Genomic DNA, 15,838 nt, shown 5'->3' on the forward strand with positions numbered 1-15,838 from the left:
TCCCTATCCTCGCGGGATGATCTCCGCCATCACCCGGCTGGACGCCGCCGCGCTGACCGCCCACCGCGACGAACTCGCCGAACTCCTCCTCGCCGTGGTCGACGGCGGCTCCTCCCTCGGTTTTCTCGCCGGCCTCGACCACGCAGGCGCCGCCGCCTGGTGGGACTCGCTGCTGCCCGCCGTCGAGGACGGCGACCTCGCGCTCTGGGTCTCCCGCACCGGCGGCGACGGCCGGATCGACGGCACCGTCAGCTGGTACCGGGAGTCCAAGCCCAACGGCCGGCACCGCGCCGAGCTGCGCAAGCTGATGGTCCACCCCGCCGCCCGCGGCCGCGGCACCGCCCGCGCGCTGCTCGCCGAGGCCGAGCGGGCGGCGGCCCTGGCCGGGGTGGTGCTGCTGTTCCTCGACACCGAGACCGGCAGCGGCGCCGAGCACGTCTACCGCTCCGCCGGCTGGACCGAGGCCGGGACCATCCCCGACTACGCCACCGACCCGGCCGGGCGGCTGCACCCCACCACCCTCTTCTACAAGCACCCGAGCCGGTGTCGGTGACCTCGCCCGCCGCGCCGCGTTAGACCCGTAGGCACCGGGCACCGAGCGAGGGAGACCGTATGTACGCAGCACCCGCCGCCGCACCATTCACCCGCCGCGCGGCCCTTCGTACGGCCTTCACCGCGGCCGTGTGCGCGGGCGCGGCCGCGGCCCTGGCCCCCGTACTGCGCGCCCGGCGGCCGAGGCAGACCCTCACCCCGGCCCCGCTCTCCGAGGAGACGTACCGCGGCCGGCACATCGCGGTGGACCTGGCGTCGGCGTCGGTCCGCATCGACGGCCGGCCGCTGCACGTGATGCGCCGCGCCGACGGCAGCTACCTCAGCGGGATCAACCATTTCCAGTCCTACGCGACCCCCCTGGAGCTCGCGCGCGCGGCCGTCGATGAACTGGGCACCAACCAGTTGGCGTTCGCGGCCCCGCACCACGGTGGACAGGAGTAGTCCGCGTTGTACACAAGGCAGAACCAGAGGGACCTGACGAGCGCGCAGAAGAAGCGGTTCACGGCGGCCGTGCTGGAGGTCAAGCGCAGCGGCGTCTACGACGACCTCGTGCGGACGCACGACAAGTACTTCGTGCCCGACCGGGCCCGCAAACTCCGCGTCGGCCACATGTCGCCGTCCTTCTTCCCCTGGCACCGGCGCTACCTGCTGGAGTTCGAGAGGCACCTGCAGAGCGTGGACCCGGGCGTCTCCATCCCGTACTGGGACTGGACCACCGACAACAGCCCGGTCTCCTCGCTCTGGGCCGACGACTTCCTGGGCGGTACCGGCCGCGACAGCGACCGGCAGGTGATGACCGGGCCCTTCGCCTACGACAAGGGCAACTGGACGGTCACCGTGGGCATCACGGAGGCCCGCTTCCTCACCCGCAACCTCGGCCGGCCGCAGAACCCGATCAGCCTGCCGACCGCGGCCGAGCTCCAGTGGGCGCTCGACGACCCGACCTACGACACCTCGCCCTGGGACTCCACCTCCTCCGGCGGTGGCTTCCGCAACAAGCTGGAGGGCTGGGCGGCCCCGAAGAGCGAGCGCTGGCGCAACCACAACAAGGTCCACCAGTGGATCGGCGGCCACATGACGGGCGGCACGGCGCCCAACGACCCGGCGTTCTGGCTGCACCACGCCTTCGTGGACCTGCTCTGGGACCGCTGGCAGCGGCGCCACCCCGGCTCCGGCTACCTGCCCGCCGCCCCGCTCGAACCGGGTGACCTCCAGCGCGGCCGGGTGATCGCCCTCGACGAGCCGATGCCGCCGTGGGACATGACCCCGCGCCAGATGCTCGGCCACCAGGGCCTCTACCGCTACGAATGAGAGCGGGCCCACCGGGGCCCGAACCGGCTCCATGGGAAGGGCCCCCGCCGTACGGCGGGGGCCCTTCGGTTCAGCTGTCGAACAGGTGACGCGGGTGATCAGCCGCCGTAGCCCTCGGTGTGGTGGCCGCCGCCCGACTGGTTGATGCAGGTGTTGCCGAACGCCGGGTTCAGCAGGGCGATCACGTTGACCGTGTTGCCGCAGACGTTGACCGGGACGTGGACCGGAACCTGCAGGAGGTTGCCCGACAGGACACCGGGGGAACCGACCGCCGCACCGTGCGCTCCGGCATCGGCAGCCGCCAGACCCGCACCGGCGGCCAGGGCGCTACCGGCGGCAGCGGTGATGACGAATGCCTTCGCGATACGCGACATCAAGATCTCCTCGTGAGAAATGGGTGACCGCAGGAACTGCGGCGTTTGACATGGCATACAACGCACCGGCCGCCCGGGGGTCACGGGCGATGCGCCTACCTGGTGATCCGGAACTCCGCGGAAGCGAAGGACGGCTGCACCTGAGTGACCTCCTTCGGCCGCAGGACCTGCACCGGAGTGCCGACGCAGCCCGGCTCCCGGTAGAGGGCCACTACAGCCCGCGTGTTGTTCGTCACTCCGCGCGAACCGCCGCCCTCCGCCTTGGCGCAGCCCTTGCGGGTGGGCAGGGAGTGGACCTTGTCGTCCTGGCCCACGTACTGGAACTCGGGACCGACGACGGTCCCCCCGCCGATGACGGGGCCGTCGGTGGCCCGGGCGGTGCCGGCGCCGGCTCCGGCGGCCACGGCCGCCAGCAGCAGGGCGGGGATGGTGAGGGGGATTCCCATGGATCGCATGCCCGGCCCAACCCGACCCGCCCGGGACCGGGTCACGCCTTGTCACCCCTTGGACGCCTGTGCGACCGTGCGCGGAGCACCGGATCCAGCGGTTCGGGGACACCTCGGGAGGACACGATGGGCGCAGCGGGCGAGGCCGGGAACCACGGCCGGCCCCGGGCCAGGACCGGGCACGGAGTGGTCGAGGGCCGCACCGGACCCGGCGGGATCGCGGTCTTCCGCGGCATCCCGTACGCCGCCCCGCCCGTCGGCCCCCGCCGCTTCGCCGCGCCCGCGCCTCCCGAGGCCTGGGACGGGGTGCGCGACGCCGGCGGGTACGGGCCCACCGCGCCGAAGGTTCCGTACCCGGACACCTTCGCGGCGCTGCTCCCCGACCCCGAGGTCCCCGGGGACGACTGCCTGAACCTCAACGTGTGGGCCCCCGCCCCGGTCGGCGGGGCGCTGTCCGGGGCCCGGCTGCCGGTCATGGTGTGGATCCACGGCGGCGCCCTCACCCGGGGCTCCGCGGCCGTCCCCGTCTACGACGGCTCCGCCTTCGCGCGCGACGGCGTGGTCCTCGTCTCCTTCAACTACCGGCTCGGCGTGCTCGGGTACGGGCTCTTCCCCGATGCCCCGGCCAACCGCGGGCTGCTGGACCAGATCGCCGCCCTGGAGTGGGTCCGGGACAACATCGAGGCCTTCGGCGGCGACCCCGCCCGGGTCACCGTCTTCGGCGAGTCCGCCGGGGCCATCAGCATCGGCGCCCTGCTCGCCGCCCCGCGCGCCCGCGGGCTCTTCGCCCGGGCCGTCCTGCAGAGCGGGGCCCCCGAGGTGCTGCCGCGCGCGGGGGTGCGCACCATGGTCCGGCGGATGGCCTCGCTGCTCAAGGTGGAGGCCACCGCCCGGGCCTTCGCCGCCACCGCCCTGCCCGATCTGCTCGCGGCCCAGGCGGCCGTGCTGCGCCGCTCCTCCCCGCTGGTCGGCGGTCCCGCCTTCGGCCTGGTCACCGACCCGGACACGCTCCCCGCCGACCCCCTGGAGACCGCCGCGGCGCCCGGATCGGCGGCGAGCGGCGTACCGCTGCTGCTGGGCTGGACCACCGAGGAGTACCGGCTCTGGCTCGCTCCCACGGGCGGGATGCGGGTGCTGGACCGGCTGGGCCCGCTCACCATGGCGCTGGCGCGCCTGCGCAGCGGCAAGGACCGGGCCGCCGTACGGGCGCTGCGCGCCGAGCGGCCCGGGGTAGGCCCCGCCGACCTCGCCGGGCACCTGCTCACCGACCGGCTGCTGCGCGACCCGCTGCGCAGGCTCGCGGGCGCGCGGCGGACGGCGCCGGGGTTCGTGTACGAGTTCGCGTGGCCCTCCGGGGTCCCGGGGCTCGGCTCCTGCCACGCGCTGGAGCTCGGCTTCGTCTTCGACAACCTGGCCGTGCCCGAGTCGGCCTGGCTGGCGGGCCCCGACACTCCGCAGGCGCTGGCCGACGAGATGCACGCGGCCTGGGTGCGGTTCGCCGTCGAGGGGGACCCGGGCTGGGCCCCCTGGGACGGCAACGGCCCGCCGAAGGTGTTCGGCGGGCCGGAGCGGGAGCTTGAGCGGGAGCGGACGCGGGAGACGGCGGTTACTCCACGGGCCCTTCCATGACCTTGCTGATGAACTGGATCGGTCCCTCACCCATGTTGGGCACGTAGGTCTTGGCGTTGTGCTTGCCGCCCTGGATGATCCTCAGGTCGGTGTGGATCGGGCCCTTGCCGTAGGCCGCGATGAACTTCTGCACGTTCGGCAGGGTGTTCTTGTTGCTCTCGTCGGTGCCGACCTGGAAGGCCAGGTAGACGTCGGGGCCCTTGGCGTCGATGAGCTGTTTCGCGAGCAGCTCCGGGTTGTTCTCGGCCTTCTCCTTGTCGTGGCCCTTCCACAGCGGGGAGTCCGGGACGATGTCCGGGCCCGAGGCGATGACGGCCTTGAACTTGTCGGGGTGCTTCAGCACGGCCTTCAGACCGGCGAACCCGCCGGTGGAGGAGCCCATGAAGGACCAGCCGTCACGGGACTTGACGGTGCGGAAGTTCGCCTTCATGAGGTCCGGGACGTCCTCGGTCAGCCAACTGCCCATCTTGGGCTGGCCGGGGATGTCGGAGCCGTCCCAGTAGATGCCCTTGTCGTCGGGCTCGGGGTTCAGCACCGGCATGGCGAGGAGGAAGGGCTTGCTCTTGCCCTCGCCGTACCACTTGCTGATGCTGGTCTGGAGGCCCAGGTCGGTGCCCATCCAGTAGTTGCTCGGGAAACCGGCGCCGCCGGGCAGGGCGATCATGACCGGGAAGCCGCTCTTGGCGTACTTCGGGTCGTCGTACTCCTTGGGTGCCCAGACCCAGACCTTGCCCTTGAAGCCGGACTTCTTGCCGTCCAGCGTGGTGACTGCGACGTGGGTGCCGTCGGGCAGGGTCATCGAGTTCTTGAAGTCGGCCGCCGGGCCCGTGGGCATCAGGGCCTTGGAGTTGGCCGACTGCTGCGCGCCCCCGCCGCCCTTGCCGTCGGCGTGCGGCTTGCCGAAGGAGACGGCGTCGCCCTTGTCGGTGAAGGGCGGTATCTCGTAGTGGTCCATCACGAGCGCCGCGATGCCCGCGAGCGCGAGGACGGAGACACCCGCGATCACCCAGCGCCGGACCCGCGACGGACGCCTGGGCCCCTCGGGCGGCAGCGGCTCGCCGTAGGGCGGCAGCGGCGGACCGAAGCCGGCCGGGGGCTGGTGGCCCTGGGGCGGATACGGCCGGCCGTACGGCTCGCCGTGCGACTGCTGCTGCAACTGTCCTTCCGACCGGTACGGCTGCTGCTGTCCGTCGGGTGAGTACGACATGTGCGGTGGTCTCCGGCTGGTGCTGCCCCGTTGGGGCGGGGTCGACATGCTTTCGTTCGAAGGATGCGCGTACGTGCGGATCGGTTCCGGATTTTTCCTTCTCTTGGGGTTCCCTGGAGGAGGACGTTGCCCGACCCAGAAAGGGCCTGCGGAGTTCCCGTTCTGTTCGCCGAGTATCCCTGGCCAGTGCACATGTCCATCGGTATGGTGCGTCCGCGCCGCCCCCGAAGCCCCCCGCCCGGAGGTACGTTCCGTGTTTGGCATGTCCGTTTCAATATCCCGCAAGGCCGCCCTCGCCACCGCCTTCGGCCTCACCGTCGCCGGCGCCGCGCTGTGGGCGGGCACGGGCGCGGCCCAGCCCGCGCACGCGGCCGGCCTGCCCGCCCCCGACCACGTGGTCGTCGTGGTCTTCGAGAACCACGCCTACAGCCAGGTCATAGGCAGCTCCAGCGCCCCCTACATCAACTCCCTCAAGTCCGGGGGAGCCAACCTCACCAAGTCCTACGGCATCACCCACCCCAGCCAGCCCAACTACCTCCAGCTCTTCTCGGGCTCGAACCAGGGCGTGACCGGCGACAGCTGCTACACCCCCGGCTTCAGCTCCGCGCCCAACCTGGCCTCCGAGCTGATCGCCGCCGGCAAGACCTGGGCCAGCTACAACGAGACCCTCCCCAGCCAGGGCTCCACCACCTGCTCCAGCGGCAAGTACGCGCGCAAGCACAACCCGTGGTTCGCCTTCTCCAACGTGCCCACCAGCACGGCGAAGACCATGACGCAGTTCCCGACGGACTTCACCACCCTGCCCAAGGTGTCGTTCGTCGTCCCGAACCTGTGCAACGACATGCACGACTGCTCGGTGGGCACCGGCGACACCTGGCTCAAGAACAACCTCAAGGCCTACGCGGACTGGGCCAAGACCCACAACAGCCTGCTCGTCGTCACCTTCGACGAGGACAACCGGCTCGCGGGCAACAAGATCCCCACCGTCCTCTACGGGCAGCCCGTGACCCCCGGCTCCACTTCGAGCACCACCTACAACCACTACGACGTACTGCGCACCCTGGAAGGCCTCGCAGGCCTGACCACCCACGCCGGGAACGCCGCCACCGCCAAGGACATCACGGGGATCTGGGCTTCCTGACCATGTACGTTGCGGACAGCCGCGGCACGCCCGCGCCCGCCGTGACCCCCGAGCCGCAAGGCCCCGCCCCGGGCACCCGCCCGGGGCGGCGCGCCCCGCTCGCACCCACGGTGCTCGCCCTCGGCACGGTCAGCCTGATCACCGACGTCTCCTCCGAGATGGTCACGGCCGTGCTCCCGCTCTACCTCGTCGCCGGACTCGGGCTCTCCCCGCTCGGCTTCGGACTGCTCGACGGCCTCTACAACGGGGTCAGCGCCCTCGTCCGGCTCGCCGGAGGCCACCTCGGCGACCGCTTCGGCCGCCACAAGGCCCTCGCAGGCATCGGCTACGGCCTCTCCGCGCTGGCCAAGCCGCTGCTGCTGCTCGCGCACACCCTGCCCGCCATCGGCGCCGTCCTCGCCCTCGACCGCACCGGCAAGGGCCTGCGCACCGCCCCCCGCGACGCGCTGATCTCGCTCGCCGCCGCCCCCGAGGAACGCGGTCGGGCCTTCGGCGTCCACCGGGCCATGGACACCGCGGGCGCGCTGATCGGGCCGATCCTCGCCTTCCTCGTCCTGCGCGGCGCCGCCGACGGCTACGACGCCGTCTTCACCGTCAGCGCCTGCGTCGCCGCGCTCGGCGTACTGGTGCTGGTGCTCTTCGTACCGGGCCGCCGACCGGGGCCCCCGGGATCCCCGAAGACCGGCGCCGGCGCCGACGCCCGGCCCGTCTCCCTGCGGGCCTCCTTCGGGCTGCTGCGCCGTCGCGACCTGCGCCGGACCGGCCTGTGCGCGCTGCTGCTGGGCCTGTGCACCGTCAGCGACGCCTTCGTGTTCCTGCTGCTCCAGCACGCCACCGGCATCACCGACCGCTGGTTCGCCCTGCTGCCGCTGGGCACCGCCGCCGCGTTCTTCCTGCTCGCCCTGCCGCTCGGCCGGCTCGCCGACCGGATCGGCCGCTGGCGCGTCTTCCTCGGCGGGCACCTCGCACTGCTCGCCGCCTACGCGCTCCTGCTCGCGGCCGGTGGGCCGCGCGCCGACCACGCACTGCTGCCCTACGCCGTCCTCCTGCTCCACGGCGGTTTCTACGCCGCCACCGACGGCGTACTGATGGCCGCCGCGGCCGGAGCGGTGCCCGAGGAGCACCGGGGCGGCGGGCTCGCCCTCGTCCAGACCGGCCAGGCCCTCGCCCGGTTCACCGCCTCGATCGGCTTCGGCGCCGCCTGGACCGTGTGGGGCGCCCGCCCCGCGCTCGCCGTCGCCACCGTCCTGCTGGCCGCGGCCACCGCCGTGTGCCTGCGGCTGCGGCCCGCCGACGCCTGACCCCCCACCCGCGACGAAAGGCCCCGCCCCATGACCCTCCAGCGCCGGATCCTGATCCTCGTCGTCGCCGTCCTCCTGCTCGCCGGGGTGGGCGTCGTCGCCGTCGTACGGGCCTCCTCCCGGGCCGAGGAGAAGAACCGGACCCAGGCCGGCGGCCCGGCGGTCGACGAGGGCCGGGTCTCCCTGGCCCCGGGCGACGGCGGCCGGCGGATCGCGTTCCGGAACATGGCCTGGGGCCCGCACCGCGACGAGCTCGCCACCGTGCCGGCCGACGCGCCCGAAGGGCCCCGTACCGCGTCCGGAGTGAGCTGCCTGCGCTTCCACGCGGCTGCCGGCACCGGGGTCTGCCTCCAGGCCGACAAGGGCGGGGTGCAGGACGGCTACAAGGCCGTCGTCCTCGACGCCGGCCTCAAGGAGGTGGCCACCCGCCCGCTGGCCGGCATCCCCACCCGGGCGCGGGTCTCGCCCGGCGGCCACCTCGCCGCCTGGACGGTCTTCGTGGGCGGGGACTCGTACGCCGGCACCGACTTCTCCACCCGCACCTCACTGCTCGACCTGCGCACCGGGAAGTACGACGCCTCCCTGGAGGACTTCACGATCCGCAAGGACGGCAAGACGTACCGCAATGCCGACGTGAACTTCTGGGGGGTCACCTTCGCCGCGGACGAGAGGACCTTCTACGCGACCCTCGCCACCGGCGGCCAGACCTACCTCGTCCGCGGCGACCTCGCCGAACGCACGGTGACCACGCTGCGCGAGAACCTGGAGTGCCCGTCGCTGTCGCCCGACGGGACCCGGCTGGTGTTCAAGAAGCGCGTACCGGGCCCGTCGGCGGACGCGCCCTGGCGCCTGTACGTCCTGGAGCTCGCCTCGATGCGGGAGACCCCGCTGGGGGAGGAGCGCAGCGTGGACGACCAGGTGGTGTGGACGGACGACCGGACCGTCGTCTACTCCCTGCCCGGGGACTTCGGCGCCGACCTGTACTCGGTGCCGGCCGACGGCAGCGGAGTCCCCGCCAGGCTGATGGCATCGGCCCTCGCCCCCGCCTTCCTCGGCTGACACCGGGGAGGACGGGGACGGCGGGGACGGACGGCGGGCAGCGGGAACCGTCGGCGCAGGACCGTTACGCCGGAATGAGCGTCTTGCGGCGCCGCTTGCGCTGAGCGCCCGCCGACAGCCTCAGCTCGATGATCGACCGGACGGTCGGCCACTCCTCGTCGAGGATCGAGTAGAACGCCGTACTGCGCACGGCCCCGTCGAGCCCCCGGGAATGGGCCCGGCGGACCCCCTCGCAGGTGAACCCGAGCCGTTCCATCGCGGCACGCGACCGGCCGTTGCGGGCGTCCGCGCGCAGCGAGATGCGGCGCACGCCCCAGGTTTCGAAGGCATGGCGGAGCATGAGCAGCTTCGCCTCGGTGTTGATGCCGGTGCCCTGGGCGCCCGGGGACAGCCAGGTATTGCCGATCTCGGCGGCATCGGGGATCGCCGTCGCCGGATCGCCGAACGGGACCCCCGGCACGGCGGGCCACACCAGCGGCCCCTGCCAGTAGTCCAGTTCCAGGAAGCGTGTCGAACCGACGACCCGCCCGTCGGTGGCTCTGACCACCGCGAACGGGAGCGATCGACCCGCCGCCTGATCGGCGAGGGCACGGTCGATGTACTCGTGGGACGCCTGCACGCCGTGGGGTACGGGGGTGAAGGCGTAAGTCGTACGATCCTCGGCCCCGGCCACGGCCAGGGCCTCGGTGTGGTGGGGGGCGAGGGGCTCGAGCCGCACGGTGCGGCCGGCGAGGAGTACGGGTACGGGCACGGAGCCTTCGGTCCTTCTGGGCGGTGGGGTGGTTGCACAGTCTGCGTCCCTGACGTCGCCCCCCGTGCAAAACACGGGTGAAAGGCAACGGGCTGTCAGGTGAACGCGAGTGGCTCAATGTAGCCCCTTAAAGTCCTCGCATGAACCCCCAATTTGGCAATGGCGCGAGACTGTTTTCCGACGACTTGGGTCCCCGCGCCGGAGAGCCCGTAATCCTGATCCACGGACATCCGTTCAACCGCACGATGTGGGACCCCCAGACGGCTGCCCTGACGGCCGCCGGATACCGTGTGATCGCCCCTGACCTGCGAGGATACGGAGAGAACCCGGCCGTGCCCGGCACGGCCCCGTTCGCCGGCCTCGCCGACGATCTCGCCGCGCTCCTCGACCGCCTGGGCATCGAACAGGCGGTCGTCGGCGGAGTCTCCATGGGCGGGCAGATCGCGATGGAGATGCGGCTGCGCCACCCGGGTCGGGTACGGGCCCTCGTGCTCGCCGACACCTCCCCGGTCCCGGAGACCGAGGACGGCAAGAAGTACCGCCGGGAGCTCGCCGACCGGCTGCTCGCGGAGGGCATGGAGCCGTACGCGCGGGAAGTCATTGACAAGATGCTCGCCCCGTACAACGTGACCGGCAACCCGCGGGCCGCGGCGCACGTGACCGCGATGATGCTCGCGACCGATCCCGAGGGTGCGGCCGCCGCGCTGCGTGGGCGCGCGGAGCGCCCCGACTACCGGCCGATGCTGGCCGGGCTCACCGAGCCCTGCCTGATCCTGGTCGGGCGCGACGACGTCTACACCCCGGTCGCGGAGGCCGAGGCCCTGCACGCGCTGGTACCGCACTCGGTGCTCCGCGTCATCGAGCGGGCCGGGCACCTGCCGGGCGTGGAGCAGCCGGAGGCCTTCAACCAGGCGCTGCTGGAGTTCTTGGCAGGGCTCTGAGCGGCGGTGAAGTGGCCCGCCTCCAGAGGCGCCCATTGGGCCTGCCGGAAGGGCCACTGCCGTTGATCCAACGGGGGCGTGACGGTATGGACCCCGCTCCCCGCCTACTACGTGTGTTCGGCGCCCTATTTCACCCGGGTGGTCGGTCTCCCGCCCGCCCGGCCGGCCGGGGTGTCGAAGTAGGGCGTTTCGCCGGGTGCCTGGGTGCCCAACGGCGCCCGGGCGTCCCGCCTCCGCGTGTCAGTCTGTCTGGAGGGTGGTCCGCAGCCGGTACCGGTCGCCGCTGTACTCCACCGTCGACAGCAGCAACGGCCGCTGGCCACGCGTGTACACGGTCTGGTCGAGGACGAGCACGGGCGCGCCCTCGGCGATGCCCAGGTGCCCGGCGAGCTCCGCGTCCGCGCTGCGCGCCTCGATGGTCGCCTCGGCGCGCTGCGGCTGCACGCCCCAGCGCCGCAGCTCGTCGAAGAGGGAGGCCTCGCGGAAGTCGGTCCGGGTCAGGTCGGGCGCCAGCTCGGTGACGACCAGGGTCCGGTCGAGGGCGATCCGTACGTCACTGAGCAGCCGGATCCGCTCCAGGCGCAGCAGCGCGGTGCCGGCGGGCACCCCGAGCCGGTCCGCGTCGTCGAGCGAGGCGGTGACGGTGTCGTGGCGCAGGACGACCGAGCCGGCCCGCATGTGCTTGCGGCGGGCGGTGGCGGTGAAGGACTCCAGGTCCTTGGGCCAGTCCCGGGCGGGCGCGGGCGGCGCGGTGGCCGCCACGAACCAGCCGCGGCCGTGCGAGGCGGTGACCAGGCCCTGGTCGACCAGGTGCCCGAGCGCCCGGCGCAAGGTCACGCGGGAGGCGTCGAGCCGGGTGCAGAGCTCGCGCTCGGGAGGCAGCTTGATCCCGCGGACCGCGCAGGCCGCGCGGCCTGAGATCATCCGGGGATGGACGAGGTACTCGGGCAGCTGGCCGCCGTAGGGCCGTTCTTCACCGTGCCGTACGGGAAGGAGCCGCCCGGGCCCGGCTTCCGGCCGCTCTCGCAGCTGTACGGCGGGCAACTCGGACCGTACGTCGCCGAGGTGGGGCGGCGGATCGGGAGCGGGCCCGGGCGGGTGGCCGCCTCGACCGCACAGCTCGGTATCGCCTCGCGGCTCTGGTCGCTCGGGCTGGGGTGCACGGCCCTGGCGGGGCGGGTGCCCGACCTCGGCCCCGACCGGGTGTGGTGGCGGCTGCCCGAGACGGGCTCGCTCCAACTGTGGCTGCCGGAGCCGCAGTACCTCCCGGCCGGAGCGCTCGGGGACAACGTGCTGGGCAACCTCGACGCGCTCGACGCGGCGCTGCGGGAGCGGTTCGGGGTCTCGCCCAAGGTGCTGCGCGGGAACACCGCCTCCGCGCTCGTCGGGGCGCTGCGGGTGCTCATCGACCGGGTTCCGGGCGGCGCGGCGGTGGAGGCGGCCGCCGCCCTGCTGGCCGACGGCGGCCCGCTCGGGGGGACCGGCACCTTCATCCACGAGGAGGGGCTCGGGGTGGCCTTCGTACGGCGCAGCTGCTGCCTCTACTACAAGGTGCCCGGCGGCGGGCTCTGCGGGGACTGCGTGCTGCGGACCAGGTAGCGGCCGGCCGCAGGGGGAGAACGACGGAGGCCACCGGGGGCAGTCGCACTGCTCCCCGGTGGCCCCGTCCTAGCGCTCCGCTCGGTGCCTCACTTCACTAGAAGGTGAGGTTCCAAGCGTCGATCTTGCCGGTGTCCTGGTTGGCGTTGTCGTTCACCCGCAGCTTCCAGACGCCGTTGGCCACCTCGGAGGAGGCGTTCACGGTGTAGGTCTGGGCGATGTTGTCGGTGCCGCTGCCGGTGCGGTTGTGCAGCGTGTAGACGGTGCCGTCCGGGGCCACGAGGTCGACCTTGAGGTCACCGATGTAGGTGTGCTTGATGTCCACGCCCACCTTGAGGGTGGCCGGCGCGTTGCCGGTCACGCCGCTGACGGTGATCGGGCTCTCCACGGTCGCGTTGTCGTTGACCGCGAAGTCCCCGAGGTTCTCGAAGTACTTCCCGGGAGGCGGGGTGGAGCCGACGGCCTTCAGCGCGTCGACCTGGCCCTCGCCGAAGAAGCCGTTGTTGGCGGTCGTCCCGGTGCAGCGGCTGTCCGAGGGGCAGGCCACGTCGTTGGCCTGGGTGGCCAGCTTGTCGCGGATCTGCGCCGGGGTGATGCCCGGGTTGGCGCTCGCGATGAGCGCGGCGACGCCCGCGACGTGCGGGGTGGCCATCGAAGTGCCGCTCTTGGTGCTGTAACCGCCGCCCGGCGCGGTGGAGTAGACGTTGCTGCCGGGGGCCGCGACGTCGATGACGCCCTGGCCGAAGTTGGAGAACGAGGCCTTGGTGACGCCGGAGCCGTTCGCCGCCACCGTGACCACGCCCGGGAGCTCGGTCGGGATGTCCATGCACGCGTTGGTGATGGTGCGGGTGACCGGGGTCGAGTCGTTCGGGCTCGCGGAGTCGGTCGTCTTGTGCGCGAGGTCGTAGTCCTCGTTGCCCGCCGCGGCGACCTGGAGCGAGCCCTTGCCCTCGGCGTACTCCTGGGCGCGCTTGACGCCCTCGATGATGGCGGCCTGGTCGACGTTGTCCGGGCAGTTGAACTGCCACGGGTCCGTGTAGTAGCTGTTGCTGGTGACCTTGAAGCCGTGGTCGCCGGCCCACATGAAGCCGCAGACCGTGTTCTCGGCGAAGAACAGCGTCGAGGTCGGCTCGGCGATCCGGACCGAGGAGATCTTCACGCCCGGAGCCACGCCGACGACGCCCTTGCCGTTCTTGGCGGCGGCGACGGTGCCGGCGACGTGGGTGCCGTGGGTGTCCACGTCCCGCCAGGCGCCGGCGCGGGTGTCCGCCTTGCCGTAGGCACAGGAGACGGAGTCGGCCGCGTTGAAGTTCGGCGCCAGGTCCTGGTGCTGGTCGTCCACGCCGGTGTCGAGGATGCCGACCTTGACGGAGGCGGAGCCGGGGTTGACGGCCCAGGCCTGGTCGGCCTTGATCTGGCTCATGTCGGCACGGACCGGCTCGCCGGTGGGCGTGGTCGACTGGGACGGGTTGGCGGGCAGCGCCGGGTTGTAGGCGTCGGCCGGGACGTCCGAGGTGCGCGTGGCACCCACCTTCTGGACCCCGCTGACCCCGCGCATGGTGGTGGCGAAGGTGCTGGAGGTGGAGTGGGCCACGATCACGCCGATGGCGTCGTAGTACGAGAAGACCGAACCCCCGTTGGTGGCGACGGCCGAGCGGACGGCCGAGCTGTCACCGGGGGCGGTGATCACCAGGTAGGCGCGGGTGCCGGCAGCCCAGGTCGCACTCTGGGAAGTCGGCGCCGCGGCCGAGGCCTTGGCGGGGGCGGACGGGACGACCACGCCGGAAGGCGAGACCGGCGCGGTGCCGGCCAGTGCGGCGGGGGCCCCGAAGGCCAGTGCCGCGCCGAGGGCGGCCGCCATCACGAGAGTACGTCGAGGTCGGCTGGATATGTGGGGTATCAATGCGTCCTCCGATGACGGCCCGGCGGTGCGGGTGGCACGTACCGAGCCGTACGAAACGAGTGGTGGACGCAAGATGTCAGATGCATGCCACGAGATGGAAGTACCTTTTGCAGCACGAGAGTCAGATCGGACTTGGCTGAAACTCGACCATGGCCTGCACATGTGGAGACCGGCCGGGTGGGGCACCGTGGGGGCGAGCCCTGCCCGGCCGGTCCGTTCAGCGCGCCGGCTGCGCGGTTACACCGGTACGCCGTCCTTGGTGACGGCCGGCTGGGCCGGCACGGCGGCGGGGGCTCCGTGTCCGTCGTCGACCAGCGTGGCCTCGTCGAACGGCAGCCGCCCGGCGAGCACTTCGGTGGCCCGCCCGTGGTCGAACTCCTTCGTCCAGGTCCCGATCAGCACCGTGGCGATGGCGTTGCCCGCGAAGTTCGTCAGTGCCCGGGCCTCGCTCATGAACCGGTCGATGCCCACGATCAGCCCGACCCCGTCCACCAGTTCCGGCCGGTGCGACTGGAGTCCGCCGGCCAGCGTGGCCAGACCCGCGCCGGTCACCCCGGCCGCGCCCTTCGACGCCACGATCATGAACAGCAGCAGGGAGATCTGCTCGCCCAGCGCGAGCGGCTTGCCCATCGCCTCCGCGACGAACAGCGAGGACATCGTCAGGTAGATCGCGGTCCCGTCCAGGTTGAAGGAGTACCCGGTCGGCACCGTGATGCCGGTGACCGGCCGCGAGACCCCCAGGTGCTCCATCTTCGCGATCAGCCGCGGCAGCGCCGACTCCGAGGAGGAGGTCGACAGGATCAGCAGGAACTCGCGGCCCAGGTAGCGCAGCAGCGTGAACACGTTGATCCCGGTGCACACGCGCAGCAGCGTCCCGAGCACCACGAAGACGAAGAGCAGACAGGTCGTGTAGAAGCCGATCATGATGACGGCGAGGGATTTCAGCGCGTCGATGCCGGTCGCACCGACCACGGCCGCGATCGCCCCGAAGGCGCCCACCGGGGCCACCCACATGATCATCGCGAGCACCCGGAACACCAGCTTCTGCACGTGCCCGATCCCGCGCAGCACCGGCTCGCCCGCCGACCCCATGGCCTGCAGCGCGAACCCGCACAGCAGCGCCACCAGCAGGGTCTGGAGCACCTCGCCGCCGGTGAAGGCGGAGACCAGGGTGGTCGGGATGATCCCCAGCAGGAACTCGGGCGTGCTCTCCGCCCCGCCCGCCTTGGCCTGCGCCTCGCCGGCGCTGCGCGCCGCCTCGGTCAGGTGCAGCCCGCTGCCGGGCTCCAGCAGGTTGCCCACCAGCAGGCCGATCGCCAGCGCGACCGTGGACATGACCATGAAATAGCCCAGGGCCAGCCCGCCGACGGCGCCCACCTTGGCGGCCTTGCGCACCGAACCGATGCCCAGCACGATCGTGCAGAAGATCACGGGCGAGATCATCATCTTGATGAGGTTGACGAAGCCGGTGCCCAGCGGCTTGAGCTCCACGGCCACGCCGGGAGCGGCGAAGCCGACGGTGATACCGAGCAGTACCGCGCCGATCACCGCGATGTAGAGATAGTGGGTCTTGTCGCGTCTGGCGGCCACGATGCCTCCTGGTGGTGAATACGTTCGGGGAGAC

At 72.3% G+C, this 15,838-nt stretch carries 16 protein-coding genes; 9 read left to right on the forward strand and 7 right to left on the reverse strand.

Features of this window, described 5'->3' with window-relative positions; all coding sequences use genetic code 11:
- The first annotated feature begins 16 nt into the window (after window positions 1–16).
- From ACZ7GJ_RS24845 to ACZ7GJ_RS24855, 3 genes are read left to right on the forward strand one after another with little or no spacing between them, the layout of a single operon-like run.
- Window positions 17–553, forward strand: coding sequence for a GNAT family N-acetyltransferase (locus ACZ7GJ_RS24845; protein ID WP_470754802.1), 537 nt, complete (start codon window positions 17–19; stop codon window positions 551–553).
- A gap of 59 nt (window positions 554–612) precedes the next feature.
- Window positions 613–993 (forward strand): tyrosinase family oxidase copper chaperone, encoded by a 381-nt coding sequence (locus ACZ7GJ_RS24850; protein ID WP_470754803.1) that lies wholly within the window; start codon window positions 613–615, stop codon window positions 991–993.
- Window positions 994–999: 6 nt separating this feature from the next.
- Entirely contained in the window at window positions 1,000–1,863 is an 864-nt protein-coding gene (locus tag ACZ7GJ_RS24855) for a tyrosinase family protein (RefSeq protein ID WP_470754804.1), read from the forward strand.
- Window positions 1,864–1,961: 98 nt separating this feature from the next.
- On the opposite strand, the gene ACZ7GJ_RS24860 is transcribed toward ACZ7GJ_RS24855, so the two are convergent.
- Window positions 1,962–2,237, reverse strand: a complete 276-nt coding sequence (locus tag ACZ7GJ_RS24860; protein ID WP_470754806.1) for a chaplin — start codon at window positions 2,235–2,237, stop codon at window positions 1,962–1,964.
- Window positions 2,238–2,332: 95 nt separating this feature from the next.
- Window positions 2,333–2,683 (reverse strand): hypothetical protein, encoded by a 351-nt coding sequence (locus ACZ7GJ_RS24865; RefSeq protein WP_470754807.1) that lies wholly within the window; start codon window positions 2,681–2,683, stop codon window positions 2,333–2,335.
- A 126-nt stretch (window positions 2,684–2,809) separates the two neighbouring features.
- On the opposite strand from ACZ7GJ_RS24865, the gene ACZ7GJ_RS24870 reads away from it, so the two are divergent.
- On the forward strand, window positions 2,810–4,312 hold the full coding sequence (locus ACZ7GJ_RS24870) for a carboxylesterase/lipase family protein (protein ID WP_470754808.1): 1,503 nt from the start codon (window positions 2,810–2,812) through the stop codon (window positions 4,310–4,312).
- Here ACZ7GJ_RS24870 and ACZ7GJ_RS24875 read toward each other — a convergent pair.
- A complete protein-coding gene (locus tag ACZ7GJ_RS24875) occupies window positions 4,290–5,519 on the reverse strand; it encodes an alpha/beta hydrolase (protein WP_470754810.1) in 1,230 nt (409 codons plus the stop codon). The genes ACZ7GJ_RS24870 and ACZ7GJ_RS24875 overlap by 23 nt on opposite strands.
- Before the next feature lie 262 nt (window positions 5,520–5,781).
- On the opposite strand from ACZ7GJ_RS24875, the gene ACZ7GJ_RS24880 reads away from it, so the two are divergent.
- The 3 genes from ACZ7GJ_RS24880 to ACZ7GJ_RS24890 are packed head-to-tail and all read left to right on the forward strand — an operon-like array spanning window position 5,782 to window position 9,020.
- Window positions 5,782–6,660, forward strand: coding sequence for an alkaline phosphatase family protein (locus ACZ7GJ_RS24880; RefSeq protein ID WP_470754811.1), 879 nt, complete (start codon window positions 5,782–5,784; stop codon window positions 6,658–6,660).
- 2 nt (window positions 6,661–6,662) lie between these two features.
- Entirely contained in the window at window positions 6,663–7,961 is a 1,299-nt protein-coding gene (locus ACZ7GJ_RS24885; protein WP_470754813.1) for an MFS transporter, read from the forward strand.
- 30 nt (window positions 7,962–7,991) lie between these two features.
- Entirely contained in the window at window positions 7,992–9,020 is a 1,029-nt protein-coding gene (locus ACZ7GJ_RS24890) for a TolB family protein (RefSeq protein ID WP_470754814.1), read from the forward strand.
- 64 nt (window positions 9,021–9,084) lie between these two features.
- On the opposite strand, the gene ACZ7GJ_RS24895 is transcribed toward ACZ7GJ_RS24890, so the two are convergent.
- Entirely contained in the window at window positions 9,085–9,771 is a 687-nt protein-coding gene (locus tag ACZ7GJ_RS24895; RefSeq protein ID WP_470754816.1) for a GNAT family N-acetyltransferase, read from the reverse strand.
- Window positions 9,772–9,911: 140 nt separating this feature from the next.
- Here ACZ7GJ_RS24895 and ACZ7GJ_RS24900 point away from each other — a divergent pair, with 140 nt between their 5' ends.
- Window positions 9,912–10,712 (forward strand): alpha/beta fold hydrolase, encoded by an 801-nt coding sequence (locus tag ACZ7GJ_RS24900; RefSeq protein WP_470754818.1) that lies wholly within the window; start codon window positions 9,912–9,914, stop codon window positions 10,710–10,712.
- A 240-nt stretch (window positions 10,713–10,952) separates the two neighbouring features.
- Here the strand turns inward: ACZ7GJ_RS24900 and ACZ7GJ_RS24905 are convergent, their stop codons facing one another.
- On the reverse strand, window positions 10,953–11,636 hold the full coding sequence (locus tag ACZ7GJ_RS24905) for a GntR family transcriptional regulator (RefSeq protein ID WP_470754819.1): 684 nt from the start codon (window positions 11,634–11,636) through the stop codon (window positions 10,953–10,955).
- A 6-nt stretch (window positions 11,637–11,642) separates the two neighbouring features.
- On the opposite strand from ACZ7GJ_RS24905, the gene ACZ7GJ_RS24910 reads away from it, so the two are divergent.
- Window positions 11,643–12,311, forward strand: a complete 669-nt coding sequence (locus tag ACZ7GJ_RS24910) for a (2Fe-2S)-binding protein (RefSeq protein ID WP_470754820.1) — start codon at window positions 11,643–11,645, stop codon at window positions 12,309–12,311.
- A 97-nt stretch (window positions 12,312–12,408) separates the two neighbouring features.
- Here ACZ7GJ_RS24910 and ACZ7GJ_RS24915 read toward each other — a convergent pair whose 3' ends face one another.
- Both ACZ7GJ_RS24915 and ACZ7GJ_RS24920 read right to left on the reverse strand, forming a co-directional pair.
- Complete coding sequence (locus ACZ7GJ_RS24915) at window positions 12,409–14,175, reverse strand: S8 family peptidase (protein WP_470754821.1); 1,767 nt, start codon at window positions 14,173–14,175, stop codon at window positions 12,409–12,411.
- Window positions 14,176–14,451: 276 nt separating this feature from the next.
- Window positions 14,452–15,804 carry a cation:dicarboxylate symporter family transporter gene (locus tag ACZ7GJ_RS24920; RefSeq protein ID WP_470754822.1) on the reverse strand — a complete coding sequence of 451 codons (1,353 nt, stop codon included), beginning with the start codon at window positions 15,802–15,804 and terminating at the stop codon, window positions 14,452–14,454.
- Between the last annotated feature and the right edge of the window lie 34 nt (window positions 15,805–15,838).

The organism is Streptomyces sp. NPDC037242 (assembly GCF_055604165.1).